The organism is Microbacterium sp. Root61 (assembly GCF_001427525.1).
Lineage (GTDB): Bacteria > Actinomycetota > Actinomycetes > Actinomycetales > Microbacteriaceae > Microbacterium.
In genome coordinates this window covers 2,331,375-2,347,003 of record NZ_LMGU01000001.1, presented here as the reverse complement: position 1 = coordinate 2,347,003, position 15,629 = coordinate 2,331,375, and the positions used below count along the sequence as shown (strand labels likewise).

At 67.0% G+C, this 15,629-nt stretch carries 15 protein-coding genes and 1 tRNA gene; 10 read left to right on the top strand and 6 right to left on the bottom strand.

What is annotated here, in order from left to right:
- Positions 1-2: 2 nt before the first annotated feature.
- Both ASD65_RS11285 and ASD65_RS11280 read right to left on the bottom strand, forming a co-directional pair.
- On the bottom strand, positions 3-953 hold the full coding sequence (locus ASD65_RS11285; RefSeq protein ID WP_056222569.1) for an L-lactate dehydrogenase: 951 nt from the start codon (positions 951-953) through the stop codon (positions 3-5).
- 50 nt (positions 954-1,003) lie between these two features.
- Positions 1,004-2,401 (bottom strand): MFS transporter, encoded by a 1,398-nt coding sequence (locus ASD65_RS11280; protein ID WP_056222566.1) that lies wholly within the window; start codon positions 2,399-2,401, stop codon positions 1,004-1,006.
- Between the two features lie 225 nt (positions 2,402-2,626).
- Between ASD65_RS11280 and ASD65_RS11275 the strand changes: the two genes are divergently transcribed.
- The gene (locus tag ASD65_RS11275) at positions 2,627-3,682 is read left to right on the top strand and encodes a hypothetical protein (protein ID WP_056222563.1); all 1,056 of its coding nucleotides are present in this window, start codon (positions 2,627-2,629) and stop codon (positions 3,680-3,682) included.
- 66 nt (positions 3,683-3,748) lie between these two features.
- Here ASD65_RS11275 and ASD65_RS11270 read toward each other — a convergent pair whose 3' ends face one another.
- The gene (locus ASD65_RS11270; protein ID WP_056222561.1) at positions 3,749-4,546 is read right to left on the bottom strand and encodes an SDR family oxidoreductase; all 798 of its coding nucleotides are present in this window, start codon (positions 4,544-4,546) and stop codon (positions 3,749-3,751) included.
- Positions 4,547-4,560: 14 nt separating this feature from the next.
- Positions 4,561-5,094 (bottom strand): MarR family winged helix-turn-helix transcriptional regulator, encoded by a 534-nt coding sequence (locus tag ASD65_RS11265; protein WP_056222558.1) that lies wholly within the window; start codon positions 5,092-5,094, stop codon positions 4,561-4,563.
- Between the two features lie 204 nt (positions 5,095-5,298).
- Between ASD65_RS11265 and ASD65_RS11260 the strand changes: the two genes are divergently transcribed.
- Together ASD65_RS11260 and ASD65_RS11255 are read left to right on the top strand one after the other, a co-directional pair.
- Positions 5,299-6,156, top strand: coding sequence for an LLM class F420-dependent oxidoreductase (locus tag ASD65_RS11260; RefSeq protein ID WP_056222556.1), 858 nt, complete (start codon positions 5,299-5,301; stop codon positions 6,154-6,156).
- 69 nt (positions 6,157-6,225) lie between these two features.
- Positions 6,226-6,316: transfer RNA gene (locus ASD65_RS11255), tRNA-Ser, on the top strand.
- Between the two features lie 355 nt (positions 6,317-6,671).
- Here the strand turns inward: ASD65_RS11255 and ASD65_RS11250 are convergent.
- The gene (locus tag ASD65_RS11250) at positions 6,672-7,811 is read right to left on the bottom strand and encodes an N-acetylglucosamine-6-phosphate deacetylase (protein WP_327042227.1); all 1,140 of its coding nucleotides are present in this window, start codon (positions 7,809-7,811) and stop codon (positions 6,672-6,674) included.
- Between the two features lie 110 nt (positions 7,812-7,921).
- On the opposite strand from ASD65_RS11250, the gene ASD65_RS11245 reads away from it, so the two are divergent.
- Genes ASD65_RS11245 through ASD65_RS11230 form a run of 4 tightly spaced genes read left to right on the top strand, consistent with a single transcriptional unit; the run spans position 7,922 to position 11,632 of the window.
- Positions 7,922-8,803 (top strand): SIS domain-containing protein, encoded by an 882-nt coding sequence (locus ASD65_RS11245; protein WP_056222550.1) that lies wholly within the window; start codon positions 7,922-7,924, stop codon positions 8,801-8,803.
- 35 nt (positions 8,804-8,838) lie between these two features.
- On the top strand, positions 8,839-9,810 hold the full coding sequence (locus tag ASD65_RS11240; RefSeq protein WP_056222548.1) for an ROK family protein: 972 nt from the start codon (positions 8,839-8,841) through the stop codon (positions 9,808-9,810).
- A 5-nt stretch (positions 9,811-9,815) separates the two neighbouring features.
- Complete coding sequence (locus ASD65_RS11235) at positions 9,816-10,745, top strand: 1-phosphofructokinase family hexose kinase (RefSeq protein WP_056222545.1); 930 nt, start codon at positions 9,816-9,818, stop codon at positions 10,743-10,745.
- The gene (locus ASD65_RS11230) at positions 10,742-11,632 is read left to right on the top strand and encodes a class II fructose-bisphosphate aldolase (protein ID WP_056222543.1); all 891 of its coding nucleotides are present in this window, start codon (positions 10,742-10,744) and stop codon (positions 11,630-11,632) included. Before ASD65_RS11235 ends, ASD65_RS11230 begins: the two co-directional genes overlap by 4 nt.
- Here ASD65_RS11230 and ASD65_RS11225 read toward each other — a convergent pair.
- Positions 11,604-12,398: a DeoR/GlpR family DNA-binding transcription regulator gene (locus ASD65_RS11225; RefSeq protein WP_056222540.1), complete on the bottom strand. Its 795-nt coding sequence runs from the start codon at positions 12,396-12,398 to the stop codon at positions 11,604-11,606. The two genes, ASD65_RS11230 and ASD65_RS11225, sit on opposite strands and share 29 nt — an antisense overlap.
- 153 nt (positions 12,399-12,551) lie before the next feature.
- Between ASD65_RS11225 and ASD65_RS11220 the strand changes: the two genes are divergently transcribed.
- The 3 genes from ASD65_RS11220 to ASD65_RS11210 are packed head-to-tail and all read left to right on the top strand — an operon-like array spanning position 12,552 to position 15,627.
- Positions 12,552-13,814, top strand: a complete 1,263-nt coding sequence (locus ASD65_RS11220; protein ID WP_156378851.1) for an ABC transporter substrate-binding protein — start codon at positions 12,552-12,554, stop codon at positions 13,812-13,814.
- Between the two features lie 3 nt (positions 13,815-13,817).
- A complete protein-coding gene (locus ASD65_RS11215; RefSeq protein ID WP_082561714.1) occupies positions 13,818-14,786 on the top strand; it encodes a carbohydrate ABC transporter permease in 969 nt (322 codons plus the stop codon).
- On the top strand, positions 14,779-15,627 hold the full coding sequence (locus ASD65_RS11210; RefSeq protein WP_082561713.1) for a carbohydrate ABC transporter permease: 849 nt from the start codon (positions 14,779-14,781) through the stop codon (positions 15,625-15,627). Before ASD65_RS11215 ends, ASD65_RS11210 begins: the two co-directional genes overlap by 8 nt.
- The last annotated feature ends 2 nt before the right edge of the window (positions 15,628-15,629 follow it).

The following is a 15,629-nucleotide window of genomic DNA, read 5'->3' as shown; positions in this document are numbered from 1 at the left end:
GTTCAGCGCAGCGAGTCGGCGACCGTCCGCAGGGCGTCGGCGGACCTCCGCAGCAGCCCCAGCTCGTTCGGCGAGTACGGCGTGTTGCGGATCGGCACCGCGCCCGAAGCGCTGACCACCGACGGCACCGACAGTGCGACCCCGTCGAGGCCGTGATAGTCGTGCAGCACCGTGCTCACCGGCATCACCGCGTGCTCGTCGCCGAGGATGGCCTCGACGATGCGCGCGCTGGAGAGCCCGATGGCGTAGTTGGTCGCACCCTTGCCCTGGATCACCTTGTACGCGGCATCCCGCACGTCCACCGCGATGGTGTCCAGCTCGTCCGCGGTCATGCGGGGGTGTCCCTCGGTCTCCCACTCGAGGATCGGGACCGTGCCGATGGTCGCCTTGGACCACAGCGGGAACTCGGTGTCGCCGTGCTCGCCGACGATGTAGGCGTGCACGCTCGAGGTCGACACTCCTGCGCGCTGGGCGAGCTTCCATCGCAGCCGCGACGTGTCCAGCACGGTGCCGGAGGCGAAGATCCGCTCCGGGGGCAGGCCCGTCGACTCCTGAGCGAGCACCGTCAGTACATCGCAGGGGTTCGTGACGATGACGTAGATGGCGTCGGGGGCGGCCTCCAGCAGCTGCGGCATCATCTTCTTCATGATCCCGGCGTTCACGCCGGCCAGCTCGATGCGCGTCTGACCGGGGTTCTGCTTGGCGCCTGCCGTGATCACCACGACGTGCGAGCCCTCGACCACTGACAGGTCGCTGCCGCCGATGATGTCACTCGTGCCGGTGAACTGCGTGCCGTGTGAGAGGTCGAGCACCTCCGCCTCGACCTTCGCCGTCGCGATGTCGTACAACGCGACGTGCCGGGCCGAGCCGCGGATCAGCGCGGCGTATGCGGTGCTGGCCCCCACGCTTCCGGCGCCGACGACAGTGAGTTTCGAGTTCTCGATCACGCTCATGCGCCCAGTCTGACAGGGGCGGGATGCCCCGACCAGCCGTGGCGGAAAGCTCAGGCCGGACGCTGCTCCACGGAGGGCTCGGGGTCGGGCTGCGGCATCCCGTTCCTGATTCCGAGGTACGAGACCAGGCCGCCGATCGCCATCATCCCGGCGGTGACGATCGCGGCCCGGTGGAAGCCGGCGAGGTCGAGCGCGCCGCCGACGATCGCCGCGAGCATGGCGATCACCAGAAGTCCGGCGACGCGCGAGACGGCGTTGTTGACCGCGGACGCGATGCCCGAGCGGCTGGTGTCGACGGCGCCGAGGATGCCGGCGGTGAGCGGCGACACCGTGGTGGCGAGCCCGAAACCGAAGACGAACATGCTGGGAAGCACCTGCCACCAATAGTTGAAGTCCTCCCCGACGCTGAGCAGCAGCAGCGCGCCGACCGCCATGATCAGCGGTCCGACCGTCATGAACAGCCGCGGCCCCCACTTGCCGGCGAGGGCGCCCATGCGCGAGCTGAGCAGGATCATCAGGATCGTCACCGGCAGGCTGGCCAGCCCCGCGAGGGTCGCGGGCAGTCCGGCGCCCTGCTGCAGGTACACGGCCACGACGAAGCCGTTCAAGGCGAGCGCGCCGTAGATGAAGAAGGTCGCGACGTTGCCGGTCCAGAAGTTGCGGATCTTGAACAGTCCCAGCGGCAGGATCGGCGACGGCGTGTGCTGCTGGCGCCAGAGGAAGCCTCCGAACAGCAGGATGCCGACCACCAGCGGGATCCAGATCTCCGGGGCCGTCCAGCCGAGCTTCGGCTGCTCGATGAGTGCGTAGACCATTGCTCCGAGGCCGAACGTGCACATCACGCCGCCCAGCCAGTCGATGCGGGTGCCCGGGCGGCGCACGTCACGGGCCTCGAGCCGCGTGAGCAGCCACAGCGTGATGCCGATCGGCACGACGTTGATGAGGAACACGTAGCGCCACGAAAGGAAGTCGACGAACAGACCGCCGATGAGGGGACCCGCGACCATGGCGCTGGTGGTCAGTGCCGTCCATGCCCCGATCGCCTTGCCCTGCAGTGGCCCGCGGATCGTCGAGGTGATCAGCGCGAGCGAGCTCGGCACGAGGAATGCGCCGGCCGCGCCCTGCACCGCCCGCGCGATGATGAGGAACAGCGGCGACGGAGCCGCGGCGATCGCGATCGAGGCGATGCCGAAGCCGATCAGGCCGATGCGCATGACAAGGATGCGCCCGTACGCGTCGCTCACGGACCCGGCCAGCAGGATGAGCGCGCCGAGGGTGATCAGGTATGCGTCGACGACCCACTGCTGGGTGACGAGGCCGCCGCCGAGTTCGCGACTGATCGCCGGAAGGGCGACGTTGACGACCGTTCCGTCGAGGAACGCGACGAACGAGGCGAGTGCCGCGATCGCGACGACGAGTCGCTGCTGCCCGGTGAAGATGAGGCTCACCCCGCCAACCTAGTCCCGCCCGGTGACGTCGGGGCCGAGGGGCGACTGTTACAGCCGGTGTCCCGTGGGTTGTCGCCGCTGTCGGTGCGGTGGGATCATGGATACATCGCAGGCTGACGCGAAGCCTCGCGCCCGACTCGCCTTTCTCGGCGTCGGGCACGGACTGCGACTTCCTGATGATGTGGGGAAGTCGAGGCTTCCTCCCTGACGCGAAAGCGACACGACATGACTCAGCCCCAGGGCGCACTTCTCGTCGGCAGTGTGAACTACGACGACGCCGAGACCACGTTCCGCACCGCCGCCGACCTGCTCGGCGGGCACCTCAAGCGCATCCCCGACGGTGAGGTCGGCGACCGCTTCCACTGGCTCATCTTCCAGGCCGACATCCTCGGTCAGGCCGACGGGCTGGAGCGCGTCGGCGACGAGCCCGTCTACATCCGTCACCTCGACGCCCGCGGATCGCGCATCGCGGATGGTGTGGACGCCGCATCCATCGTCCTCCCCCCGCTCGGCTACGCCGCTGCGGCCAAGGAGTCGTACGCGCTGTTCACGCGCCTGCGCGCGGAGGGCGCCATTCCGGCCGGTGTGCGCTTCCAGGTGTCGCTGCCGACCCCGGTCGCGGTCGTGTCGGTGTTCTTCCAGGGCGATGACCGCGCCGCGATCGAGCCGGTCTACCGTGCCGCACTGTACGCCGAGCTCGCCGAGATCCTCGACGCGATCCCGCACGAGGACCTCGCGATCCAGTGGGACGTCGCGGTCGAGTTCGGCATCATCGAGGCCGCCGCCTACGAGTCCGAGTTCGGCTCGCAGTTCGGCGCGTGGTGGGAAGACGTCTGGGCCGGGATCATCGAGCGTGCGCTCGACCAGGCCGCCCAGGTTCCCGCCGACGTCGAGGTCGGATTCCACCTCTGCTACGGCGACGCCAACGAGCAGCACTTCATCGAGCCGACCGACACCGCCAACCTGGTCCGGTTCGCGAACGCGCTGTTCGCGGCGGCTCCGCGCCCCATCACGTGGCTGCACCTCCCCGTGCCGATCGAGCGCGACGACGAGGCGTACTACGCACCGCTCGCCGAACTCGCCCTGCCGGAGAAGACCGAGCTGTACCTCGGACTCGTGCACCGCGAAGACGGAGCCGAGGGCGCCGCACGCCGGTCCGCCTCGGCGTCGAAGTTCGTCCCCGCGTTCGGCGTGGGCACCGAGTGCGGTATCGGCCGCGCGCCTGAGGGCACGACCGAAGGCATCCTGCGCACCCACGCCGAGGCCGCCCGCGCCTGGTGACATGACAAGAAGAGCGGATGCCGCGGCCCTGAGCCGCGGCATCCGCTCTTCTCTTCTGTCACGAGGTCAGCGGGCGTCCGCCCACGACCAGATGTCGTCGCCGCGCAGCGTCGCGTCCGCGCCGCCGTCGTCGTAGATGACCTGACCGGCGAGGTGGGTGTTCTCCTCGCTGGTCAGCCAGATCAGCACGTGCGCGATCGACTCCGGCGGCTGGTGGTAGTTCAGGGGCATCGGAACATTGGCGTCGACCATGGCCGCGCCCTCCGCAGTGCCCAGCAGGCCGGCGGTCATCGGCGTGAGCACGGTGCCAGGGGCGACGGCGTTCAGTGGGATACCGGCACCTGCCCATGTGGGCGTGATCGACTCGCGCCGCACCCAGCGTGCCAGCGCGCGCTTGGACGACGGGTAGACCAGGTAGCCGGATGCCGGGCCTTCGGCCGCGAGGTCGGCCGCGATGGCGAGAGCCTTCGGTTCGTCTCCGGCGAGGGCCGCCTCGACCATCTCGGCCGAGTTGGGTTGCAAGGACGCCATCGAGGAGACCACCGCGACGCGTGGCGCGTCGGATCCGGCCAGAGCCGGAAGCAGGGCGGTCAGCAACTCGGTCACACCGAAGTAGTTGACCGAGATGGTCTTGGGGATCGGGGCGGAGATGCCGGCGCATGCGATCACTGCGTCGATTGTTCCGGCGAGCTCGATCGTGCGGGAAGCCGCGTCGGCACGCCCTTCCGGGGTCGACAGGTCGGCCTCGATGTCGGCATTGTTCAGGTCGATGCCGATCACGCGCTCGCCGCGTTTGCGGAGAATCGCTGCGGTGGTGGCGCCGATGCCGGATGCGGATCCGGTGACGACATAAGTACGAGCCATGGCTCTTCCTCCATTCATGGACGATCCCGGGTCTCGGGAATGTCGGGGTTGCTGCCGACGGGGTCGCCGTCGGACGTGGGGTTCTCGGCGTCCTGCGTGACGACGGTGCTCGCGGTCGCGACGAACCGATGCACCAGTCCGGCCAGCTGATGCCGCTCCTCAGGCTTCCAGTCCGCCATCACGCGGTCGACCATCTCGAGGCCGCGGGCCACGAGTGCGTCGAAGGCCCGGGTACCGGAGGCGGAGAGGGCGACGATGGTGGCGCGGCCATCGTGCGGGTCGGCGGACCGCGTGATCAGTCCCGCGGCGGCCAATCGCGTGAGCTGCTTGCTCATCGTGGGCCGACTCACGTGGAGATCGGATGCGAGGTCGCCGGCACGCATGCGGCCCCCGAGTCCGAGTGCGTAGAGCGGCCGCACATCGACGGGATCGATCGCGACGCCGACGTCGTGGACATATCGCGCCTGGAGTGCGAGCGAGGACCACTGCGCCATCAAGCGGGTCAGTCCAGACAGGACGATGGCCTCATCGGTCTCTCGCGTCGTCATGACATCCAGCGTAGGCGGATTAATTGCCTGAGGCAATCAAATACGGCAAGCGCTCAGCAACCGGCGGCCTTGCCAGTGAGCATCGACAGGAGGCTGTGGCGCTGGAGGATGTGTCGCGGTCGCCCCGGCGGGGCCGGGAGGACATAGCCTGAAAAGTGCGGCCGGGTGCGGCATCCGGTGCGGCCACAGAGACGAAGGTGTCGTATGGAATACGGATTGCACATCGCGGACTTCACGTGGAAGACCGGCCCCCACCAGCTCGGCCCCGCCCTCGCCCGGCACGTCCGCAATGCAGAGGCCGCCGGCATCCAGCGGATGACGGTGATGGACCACTTCTGGCAGCTGCCCGGCATCGGACCCGAGGACGAGCCGATGCTCGAGGCCTACTCGACGCTCGGGTTCATCGTCGCGAACACCGAGACCGCCCTGCTGCACACGCTGGTGACCGGGGTGATCTACCGGCACCCGGCGTTGCTGGCCAAGCAGGTGACGACGTTGGACGTGCTCTCCGGCGGACGGTTCGGCCTCGGCATCGGCGCCGCCTGGAACGACCAGGAGACGACCGGGCTCGGCTTCGAGTTCCCTCCCGTCGCAGAGCGGTTCCGGCAGCTCGAGGAGACGATCCAGATCTGCCTGCAGATGTGGTCGGACTCGGAAGAGCCCTACGAAGGCGCGATCTGGCAGCTCGAACGGACCCTGAACTCCCCGCAGAGCATCACGCGGCCGCATCCGTACCTGATGATCGGTGGAGGCGGTGAGAAGAAGACGCTGCGGCTAGTGGCGCAGTACGCGGATGCCTGCAACCTCGGTATCCGCGACGGGATCCCCGCGCACAAGCTCGACGTGCTGCGTGGCCACTGCGACGCCGTCGGCCGCGACTACGCCGACATCGAGAAGACCGCGATGATCAAGGTGACGCCCGAATCGACGCCTTCCTCCGTTGCTTCGACTGTGCGTGAACTCGCCGCCGCGGGGTTCACCGCGACGTACGTGTACTCCGTCGGCATCGACGAACCAGAGCGCGTCGTCGACCTCGTTTCGGGGGCCATGACGCTCGAGTGACGGATGCCGCGACCGCCCCTCGAGATTCTCGATTCGCGGCGGGCCCCGCTGTGACGTAAACTCGTCGGCGGTGACGTGTCCGAGCGGCCGAAGGTGCGACTCTCGAAAAGTCGTGTAGGGTAACCCCCTACCGTGGGTTCAAATCCCACCGTCACCGCCAGAAAAACCCCTGTTGATCAGGGGTTTTTTCTTGCCCAAACGTGCTCGTGGGAAAGAAATGAGAAAGATCGTTTCCCGCGAGACGTGCAGTTGGCGGATTTCGGACACCGTTCGGCGCCGAAGCCTGGCAATGCAGCGGGGAGGAAACCGCGGAATTGCGCGGTTTGTGGTCGGCTGGCGAGGTGTTTGTTGTCGAGGTTCGCAAATACTTACGGTGAGTATGCGCCCCGCTGTAGTTGACTCTCCGGAGAGTCCGATGGACGAATTGGACTCGCCGTAGCTCGTGGAAATCGGCCCTCTACGCGGGGTGGGGTGGCGAGACCCACCCGTGACGCGTCGACTGCGGACTCCGAGTCTCACTTGGCGTCGCCGACTCCCATCTCGGGGAGCATCCGCACTCTCTCGCCATTTGCCCATACCGCCGAGACAATGAGGTCGCGCGTCAATAGCACGGCATCCGCCAGATGGCCGGGAGAGAGTCGGCCTAGATCCTGCCGATCGATCGCGCGAGCGGGAATCGAGGTCATCGACGCGATTGCTGCGGGCAGCGGCACGCCACAGAGATGGACCGTATGCCGCAAGGCAGCGTCCATCGTCAGCGTTGACCCTGCGATCGAACCGCCCGTGGCAAGTCGTGCGATGCCGTCCCGGACTTCGACCAGCAGTGCTCCCAGCTCATACGTGCCATCGCCCGCTCCGGCCGCGGCCATGGCGTCCGTGATGATCGCCACCCGCCCTGGTGCGCTACGAAAAAGGAAGGACACCATCTCGGCATGGACATGGACGCCGTCGCTGATGACCTCGATGACGCAGGTGGGGGAGCCGATGGCCGCGAGGAGGGGGCCGGGGTCCCGGTGGTGCATCACCGGCATGCCGTTGAAAGCGTGGGTCAGTATCGACGCGCCAGCCTCGAACGCCTGCTGCGCCTCGTTGAAGTTCGACGCGGTGTGCCCGACGGCGACCGTGACGCCCGCTGCGCGCATCGCATCCAACGCTGCGCGCGCCCCGGGCCGTTCTGGCGCGAGTGTCACCTGGAGCAGCGTGCCCGCCGCTGCTTCCAGAAGTGCGAGCACATCGCGGTCGGTCGCATCTACGAGGGCAGACGGGTCGTGCGCCCCGCAATAGCCGTTCGCGAGGAATGGCCCTTCGAGATGCGAGCCCAGAACACGCGGATCCGATGCCGCACGCCGGGCGATCGCGGCCAGTTGATCGCACAGCACGGGGATGGGGGCCGACACGAGGGAAGCGATCAAGCGGGTCGTCCCGTGGCGGCTGTGCGTCTCGATGACGGTATCGAGGTCGCCTGTCACGGATGAACCCCCTCCGCCGTGGCAGTGGAGGTCGATGAATCCGGCCGTCAGGTAAGCGCCGCAGGCGTCGACCACGTCAGCCGGGGACGAGACGTGCGCGCGCCACGACGGGCCTGTACCCCGCGCGCGAATCCGGTTCCCGGCCATCACGATCCACGAATCAGGGACGACGCCCTCGGGGTCCACGATGGTGGCGGAATGGATGACGGTAGTGGTGATGACATGTCCTTGTTGATTGAAAGTGATTGGAATGCTTAGATTAGATCACTTCCAATCGATGCAAAGGCAGGGCTGTAGTGACCGTACACCGATTCGTCCAGGCTGAAATCGACTCGCAACCCGAGACGTGGACTCGGGTTTCCGAGAGCGCCCCGTCTTTCAATCCGCTGCTCCCGTCGCGCGGGCAGAAGGTCGCGGTCGTCGGATGTGGGACGAGCTGGTTCATCGGACAGTCCTACGCCGTGCTCCGAGAAGGCGTCGGCCACGGAGTGACCGACGCCTTTGCCGCGTCCGAGTTCCCCGCGGGACGGGACTACGACGTCATCGTCGCGATCACCCGGTCGGGGACCACGAGCGAAGTCATCGAACTGCTCTCGGCCGCTGGCGACGTACCCACTGTTGTGATCACCGGCGACGCCGCATCTCCCGCAGCGCGCATCGCGACATCCGTCATCGAACTCGACTTCGCCGACGAGAAGTCGGTCGTCCAAACACGCTTCGCCACGTCCGCTCTCATCGCCCTGCGGTGCTCGCTCGGTGAAGAGGTCGACCTCGTGATCGAGGACGCCGCCCGCGCCCTTCAGATCCCGATCGACGACCTCCTCGGTGCCGAACAGGTCACATTCCTCGGAACGGGCTGGTCTGTGGGGATCGCCTCGGAAGCCGCGCTCAAGGCCAGAGAAGCAGCGCAGCTATGGACCGAGGCGTATCCCGCGATGGACTACCGCCATGGTCCGATCTCTATTGCACAGTCCGGTCGGCTCGTGTGGGCATTCGGCGCGCTCCCCGTCGGGCTCGAGGCGGACGTGTCGACGACGGGTGCGCGGTTGGTGCGTCACGACCTGGATCCCCTCGCTGGGCTGATCGTCGCGCAGCGGTTCGCCGTCGCCGAGGCGGAGGCGCGTGGGCTGAACCCCGACGAGCCGCGGTCGCTGACCCGATCAGTCATCCTGGCGTGACGAGCTTTCACGACGGAGGGGTCGAGGAGAGGACTGTGGACGAGTTCATTGCGCACGTCGGTCCGGGGCCTGCCGCGCTTGCTGTGGACGTCGGCGGCACCACGATCAAATACTCACTCGTCGCGGCGGATGGTTCAGTCGGGGCGGCAACGCGCGTGCCCACACCCCGTGGCGCGAATCCAGCGGCTCTCGTCGTGGACGCAGTGGCGTTGCTCTTCGACCAGACTCGTCGCGATCATCCTCATCTCGAGGTGTCCGCCCTCGGAGCGGCGGTTCCGGGACTGGTGGACGAGGATGCCGGGATCGGTCTCCACTCCGAGAACCTCGGGTGGCGCGATGCCCCGCTCCGCCGCCTGCTCGAGGATCGCATCGACGCGCGGGTGTCGCTCGTCCACGATGTGCGGGCCGCCGGCGCTGCCGAAGCGCGAATCGGTGCAGGGGCGGGCTTCGCGAACGTCATCACCGTCGTTATCGGCACGGGCGTTTCCGCGGCGATCTGGTCGGACGGCCGTCCCCTGCGGGGTCGCGGCTACGCCGGCGAGATCGGGCACATGCGCGTGTCCACTGAAGACGTCCCGTGTTCGTGCGGCGGCGTCGGGTGTCTCGAAGCGATCGCGTCTGCGGCGGCGATCGAGAGCCGGTACGCGCGCCTGGGCGGGGCGGAACCGATCGCGGGCGCTCGGGACGTCATCCGGCTGGCGCTTCAGGGCGACCCGGTCGCGAACGGGGTGTGGAGTGAGGCTCTGGATGCCCTCGCCTCCGGGCTCGCCGCGGTGACGGCCGTCGCCGCGCCCGAAGTGATCGTGATCGGCGGTGGGCTCTCGCAGGCGGGGGACCGCCTTCTCGAACCACTCACGGCTCGGCTCGCGGAGAGGGTGGGTATCGTGCCCGTTCCGCGTCTCGTGCGGGCCCGCTTTGGGGCGGATGCCGGCGCCGTCGGTGCCGCGCTCAGCACCAGGGACGCCATCGCTCCGGGTTCGCGCGACCTCGTGACGGCCGCGGGCTGAGCGGCATGATCCTCACGGTCACCCCGAACGCCGCCGTCGACGTGACGATCCGCGTGGAGGACGCGGCGTGGGGAGAGTCCAACCGCGTCAGGCCATCGACGCGCCGCGCTGGTGGCAAGGGCCTGAACGTCTCCCGCGTGCTTTCGCAGATGCACGAGGACACCCGCGCGATCACCGCGGTCGGGCAGGACGATCTCGCCTTCTTCTCGCGCGACCTGGTGGGCGTCCCGCACGCGCTGGTGCCGGCTCCCGGAGTTCGTACGCGCCGGAGTCTCGCCATCGTGGAAGACCCCGGTGCGCGTCGGGTCACCTTGTTCAACGAGGTCGGACAAGCCATGTCGGATGCTGTCTGGGAGGGTGTGCTCGCCGAAGCCGATGCATCGATCGGCGCGGCTCGGTGTCTCGTGGTCGCAGGGAGCACACCGCCGGAATTCGTGCCCGACCGTCTGCGAACGCTCTTCCGGCTTGCCGTCGGAGCCGGGGTGCCGGCGATCGCGGACCTGTCCGGTCCGGATCTGCTGGTCGCCGCCGACTGCCGTGCCACCCTGCTCAAGCCGAACAGGCGTGAACTCCAGGAAGCCACGGGTCAAAACGACCCCGTGACCGCCGCGAAGACCTTGATCGATCGCGGTGCGCGGGCCGTCCTGGTCTCACTGGGGGAGGAGGGCATGCTCTTCGTCGGATCTGAGCGCGACTCCGTGGTGCGCGGTCGCGGGCCCCTTGTCAGGGGCAACCCGACAGGTGCCGGAGATGCCGCCGTTGCGTCGCTCGCCGGACACCTGGCCCAGGGGATCACGGATCCGGAGACGCTCGTGGTCCGCGCCATCGCCTGGTCGACATCATCCGTCTCTGCACCCGAGGCGGGTTCGCTGAGTGGCGACCTCGCCCCGATCCTCGCTGATATCACCCTTCACCACGTCCGGAGCATCGCATGACCTTGGTCGCCACCCGCACACTCATCGACGAAGCCGTGCGCAGCCGCAGCGCGGTCGGGGCTTTCAACGTGATCCAGCTCGAGACGGCGGAAGCCCTCGTCCAGGCTGCGGTCGATTCGGGGTTGCCGATGATCCTCCAGATATCGGAGAACTGCGTGCGGTTCCACGGCGGGCTCGACCCGCTCGCGCGTGCGGTGATCGATCTCGCGCAGGGTGCGACCGCCGAACTCGCAGTGCACCTGGATCACGCAGAAGACGAGCGCCTCGCGTCCCGCGCGATCGATCTGGGATTCTCGTCCGTGATGTACGACGGATCGCTGTTGGGCTTCGCCGAGAATATGGCCGCGACCAGACGGATCGTCGCCCATGCCCACGCAGCGGGGGCATCGGTGGAGGCCGAGCTGGGGGAGATCGGCGGCAAGGACGGCGCGCATGCGCCCGGAGTGCGCACCGATCCCGACGAGGCGACGCTGTTCGTCGGTGAGACGGGCGTGGACTTCCTCGCGGTCGCCGTGGGTTCGAGTCACGCGATGACGAGCCGGGATGCGCGTCTGGACATCGACCTGATCGCGCGTCTGGCAGAGGCTGCTCCGATCCCGCTCGTGCTGCACGGCTCTTCGGGGGTCGCCGACGATGAGATCGTCCGAGCGATCCACGCAGGGATCCGAAAGGTCAACGTCTCGACCCACCTCAACGGCATCTACACCGATGCCATCAGGCAGTGGCTCGACGCGCACGAGTCGGATGTCGATCCGCGTCGGTACGTCCGGCCGGCCCGCGACGCTGTGGCGGTGGAGGCGGCACGACTGCAACGGATATTCGCGGCAGACCTCGTCGAGGCGATTCCCGCCGGCGGAGTCACGCCGCTTCTGCCACCAGCACCGTGAGGCCTGCCGCCTCGAGTTCCTCGCGCTGTGCGGAGGTGATGGCGGCGTCCGTGATGAGACCGTCGAACGCGGAGAGCTCGCCGATGCGGACGAATGCCCGCCGCCCGATCTTGCTCGAATCGGCCACGATGAACGATCGCTTCGAACGCTCGACCATCAGCCGGTTCACGCGCGCCTCCTCGTCGTCGTGGACCATGGCCCCGAGCTGATGGTGGACGGCGTTCACCCCGACGAAGGCGACGTCCAGAGACATCAGCGCGAGCGTGTGCTCTGCGAACGGTCCGGTGAGCTCGAACGAGCGCGAGTGGACCACGCCTCCGGGGACGACGACCTTGATGCGTGGTCGCAGAACAAGGAGCGACGCAATGTTGATCGCGTTCGTCACCACGGTGAGCGTGGAGCCATCGGCGGCTCCGTCGAACTCGCCCCGCGACGCGAGTTCCTCGGCCAGCGATGTGAGTGTGGTTCCGCCCGTCAGCCCGATGATCGAGTCCTCCGAGACGAGGGTGCTCGCGAGGGACGCGATCCGACGTTTGGCGTCGGAGTGCTGTCCGTATTTGTAGCGCAGGGGGAGATCGAACGACTCCGAATGGCTGCGTGCGCCACCGTGGGTGCGCTTGATCAGGCGCTGCTCGGCCAGGGTGTCCAGGTCTCGGCGCGCGGTGGCAGGGGAGACGGACAGTTCGTCGACCAGTTCGTCGACGCTCACACTTCCTCGTTCGCTGAGCAGCTCGAGAATCAAACTCAGCCGGTCCGTGCGTGTCACGTTGCCACCTCTTACCGTGCGAGCACTCACAGCGCCGTCCTGGCGTTCACCTCGCAACAGACTTAATCATAAGGAATGATCGAGAATGATTGATATATCTCCTATCAATCAGTTATCGTCAATGTGTTCCCTTCCGAACCCGAGGAGTACACAGTGCTAAACAACCACAGGTGGATGCCGATCGGCGCACTCGCCGCAGCCTCCCTCATCGTTCTGGCGGGCTGCAGCAGCGACAGCCCGGCGGCCGACAGCGATGTCACCCTGGAATACATGATCTGGGATGCGAACGCGGTAAAGCTCCACGAGGAGCTCGCCGCGAAGTTCACCGAACAGAATCCGAACGTCACGGTCGAAGTCACCGCGGTGCCGTGGGACCAGTACTGGACCAAGTTGCAGACGCAGGCTTCCAGCGACACGCTTCCCGACCTGTTCTGGCTCAACGAGCCGAATTTCGCGCAGTACGCGACCAACGGCGTTCTCGCCGAGGTGTCGTCGGACTATGATCCCGCGGAGTTCCCCGAGGCCCTCGTCAACAGCTACACGCTGGAAGAGAAGATCCTCGCCACACCGATGAGCTACAACACCATGGCGGTCTGGTACAACACGGCCATCTTCGACGCGGCGGGTGTGGCCTACCCCGAAGCATCGTGGACGCTGGAGGACTTCGAGGCCACGGCGAACGCCATCACCGCGGCGCTCGGCAGCGACGGAGTGTTCGGTGCCGCCTCCGGCCCGGCGCTGGGTCAGGAGACGTACTACAACACGATCTTCGCGACCGGGGGATACGTGATCTCGGAGGACGGTGAGACTTCCGGCTACGCCGACCCCGCGACCATCGAGGGTCTGCAGCTGTGGGTGGATCTCATCCAGTCGGGAGCCGCTCCCAGCGTCGAGCAGGTCAACGACAATCCGATCGCGCAGTACTTCACGTCGGGCAAGCTCGGCATGATGTGGTCGGGCGGCTGGAACGCCACCACGCTGAGTGAGTCCGAGATCGCGGACACGATCGAGGTCGCGCCCCTCCCACACGGCTCCTCCGACCTCGTCACGACGATCCAGGGCGGTGCGTACGCGGTTTCGGCCGGATCGGATCACCTCGCCGAGGCACAGGCCTTCCAGTCGTTCCTGACATCGCAGGAGGCGTCCGAAGCATTCGGCAAGGCCGGCCTGGGCATCCCGGCCCGGCTGTCCGCAGCGTCGACCTTCACCGAATCGTTCCCGGAGTGGGACCTGCAGATCTTCATCGATCAGTCGGCCGAGGCGGCTCCGTACCCGGTGTCGCTGAACACCGCAGCGTGGAACCAGCTCGAGGTCGAGTACCTGACCCCGGCCTGGACAGGTCAGAAGCCGGTCGCGGATGCCGCGCGCGAACTCGCCAAGGCCATGGATGCGGTCCTTGCCGAGGAGAACCGCTGACGCATGTCGATCCAGACTGCAACCCCCGGTGCGACCGCTCTTGCGGTCGCGCCGGGGGCGCCGCGTCCAGGCCGTCAGCGCCCGCGCCGCAAGCGCAAGGGCGTACGCAACGACGGTATCTGGCCATGGCTGTTCCTCCTCCCGCTGCTGGTGCCGCTGTGCATCTTCTACCTCTGGCCGCTCGCGCGCACCGTCTACTACAGCTTCACCACCTGGGGATTCCTGGGCGACGCGGAGTGGACCGGCCTGGACAACTACGTCCGTCTCTTCACGCGCCCTGACCTGCTCGATGCGCTCGGCAACACGGCGCTCTACACGCTCATCGTGTTCCTCAACGTTCCGATCGCCATCGCGCTCGCGACGCTCATCAACACCCCGGGCCTTGCCTTCCGCCGTCTCTACCAGGCACTGTTCTTCCTCCCCGTGATCACGATGCCCGTCGCCGTGGCCATCGTGTGGAGGATGCTGTACAGCGGCGATTTCGGGCTCATCAACCAAGCGCTCGCGGTGGTCGGCATCGACGGACCGTACTGGCTTTCCACTCCGGGCGTCTCGATCGTCGCCATCGGCATCGTCGGCATCTGGCTCGCGCTCGGGCTCAACCTCATCATCTTCGGCGCGGCCCTCAATGGGATCCCTCGCGACCTGTACGAAGCGGCACAGATCGACGGTGCGGGGCCGATCCGTCAGTTCTTCTCCATCACTCTCCCGCTGCTCACCCCCACCACGTTCTTCATCTCGGTGCTCACGCTCATCGGCGGCATCCAGGTCTTCGATCTGATCTTCGTGATGCTGGGAACCGGGCCGAACGCCATGCAGGCCAAGACGCTCGTGTACTTCTTCTACTCGGAGGGCTTCATCCGCAACGAGAAGGGTTACGCCGCCGCGATCGGGGTCGTCATCATCCTGTTGATCGCGCTGCTGACCGCCGTGCAATTCCGACTGCAGCGGAAGTGGGTGCACTATGCCTGAGCAGTCGAAAGTCGGGCGCCCGGCATTTGCGTGGCGCAGGCCGCTCGTCCACCTCATCCTCGCCGTCGGCGGGCTGGTGATGGTCTTTCCGTTCGTCTACCAGCTGCTCGCCACGTTCATGACGAACACTCAGATCACGTCGGTGCCGCCGACGCTCTGGCCGACATCGTGGTCGTTCGACAACTACCTCGGCGTCTTCGATCGGATACCGTTCGGGCGTCAGCTGCTCAACAGCGTCATCATCACAGTGGCCAACACGATCGCGACCGTGCTGCTCTCGGCGCTCGGGGGCTACGCGTTCGCGCGAATGCGGTTCCGGGGTCGCGGGTTCCTCTTCGGACTGGTTCTGTCGATGCTGATGGTGCCGGGGACCCTTCTGCTCATCCCGCAGTATCAGACCGTCCAGGCCTTCGGCTGGGTCGACACTCTCACCGGTGTCGTGGTGCCGGGCATCGTGAACGCGTTCGGCATCTTCTTGATGCGGCAGGTCTTTCTGGGCCTCCCCGATGAGCTCGAGGAGGCGGCCCGCCTGGACGGCGCCAACCCGTTCCAGATCTTCTGGCGGATTATGCTCCCTCTGGCCAAGCCAGGACTCAGTGCGCTGGCCATCCTCACGGTGATCGCGACGTGGTCCGCCCTGTTGTGGCCGCTCGTCGTGATCAACTCGCAGGGCCAGATGCCCTTGTCAGTGGGCCTTGCATCGTTCACGGGCGAGCACGGGTCCGAATATCCCTCTATGCTCGCGGCCTCGCTCATGGCGATGCTCCCGATCTTCGTGTTCTTCATCCTCATGCAGCGTCGCGTCATCGAAGGCGTCGCATTCTCCGGTCTGAAGGGTTAGAG

What these genes read in the sequence shown, in the direction of transcription:
- ASD65_RS11285 (WP_056222569.1), bottom strand. Translation starts at nt 953, where the DNA reads ATGAGCGTGATCGAGAACTCGAAACTCACTGTCGTCGGCGCCGGAAGC.
- ASD65_RS11275 (WP_056222563.1), top strand. Translation starts at nt 2,627, where the DNA reads ATGACTCAGCCCCAGGGCGCACTTCTCGTCGGCAGTGTGAACTACGAC.
- ASD65_RS11270 (WP_056222561.1), bottom strand. Translation starts at nt 4,546, where the DNA reads ATGGCTCGTACTTATGTCGTCACCGGATCCGCATCCGGCATCGGCGCC.
- ASD65_RS11265 (WP_056222558.1), bottom strand. Translation starts at nt 5,094, where the DNA reads ATGACGACGCGAGAGACCGATGAGGCCATCGTCCTGTCTGGACTGACC.
- ASD65_RS11260 (WP_056222556.1), top strand. Translation starts at nt 5,299, where the DNA reads ATGGAATACGGATTGCACATCGCGGACTTCACGTGGAAGACCGGCCCC.
- ASD65_RS11235 (WP_056222545.1), top strand. Translation starts at nt 9,816, where the DNA reads ATGATCCTCACGGTCACCCCGAACGCCGCCGTCGACGTGACGATCCGC.
- ASD65_RS11230 (WP_056222543.1), top strand. Translation starts at nt 10,742, where the DNA reads ATGACCTTGGTCGCCACCCGCACACTCATCGACGAAGCCGTGCGCAGC.
- ASD65_RS11215 (WP_082561714.1), top strand. Translation starts at nt 13,818, where the DNA reads ATGTCGATCCAGACTGCAACCCCCGGTGCGACCGCTCTTGCGGTCGCG.
- ASD65_RS11210 (WP_082561713.1), top strand. Translation starts at nt 14,779, where the DNA reads ATGCCTGAGCAGTCGAAAGTCGGGCGCCCGGCATTTGCGTGGCGCAGG.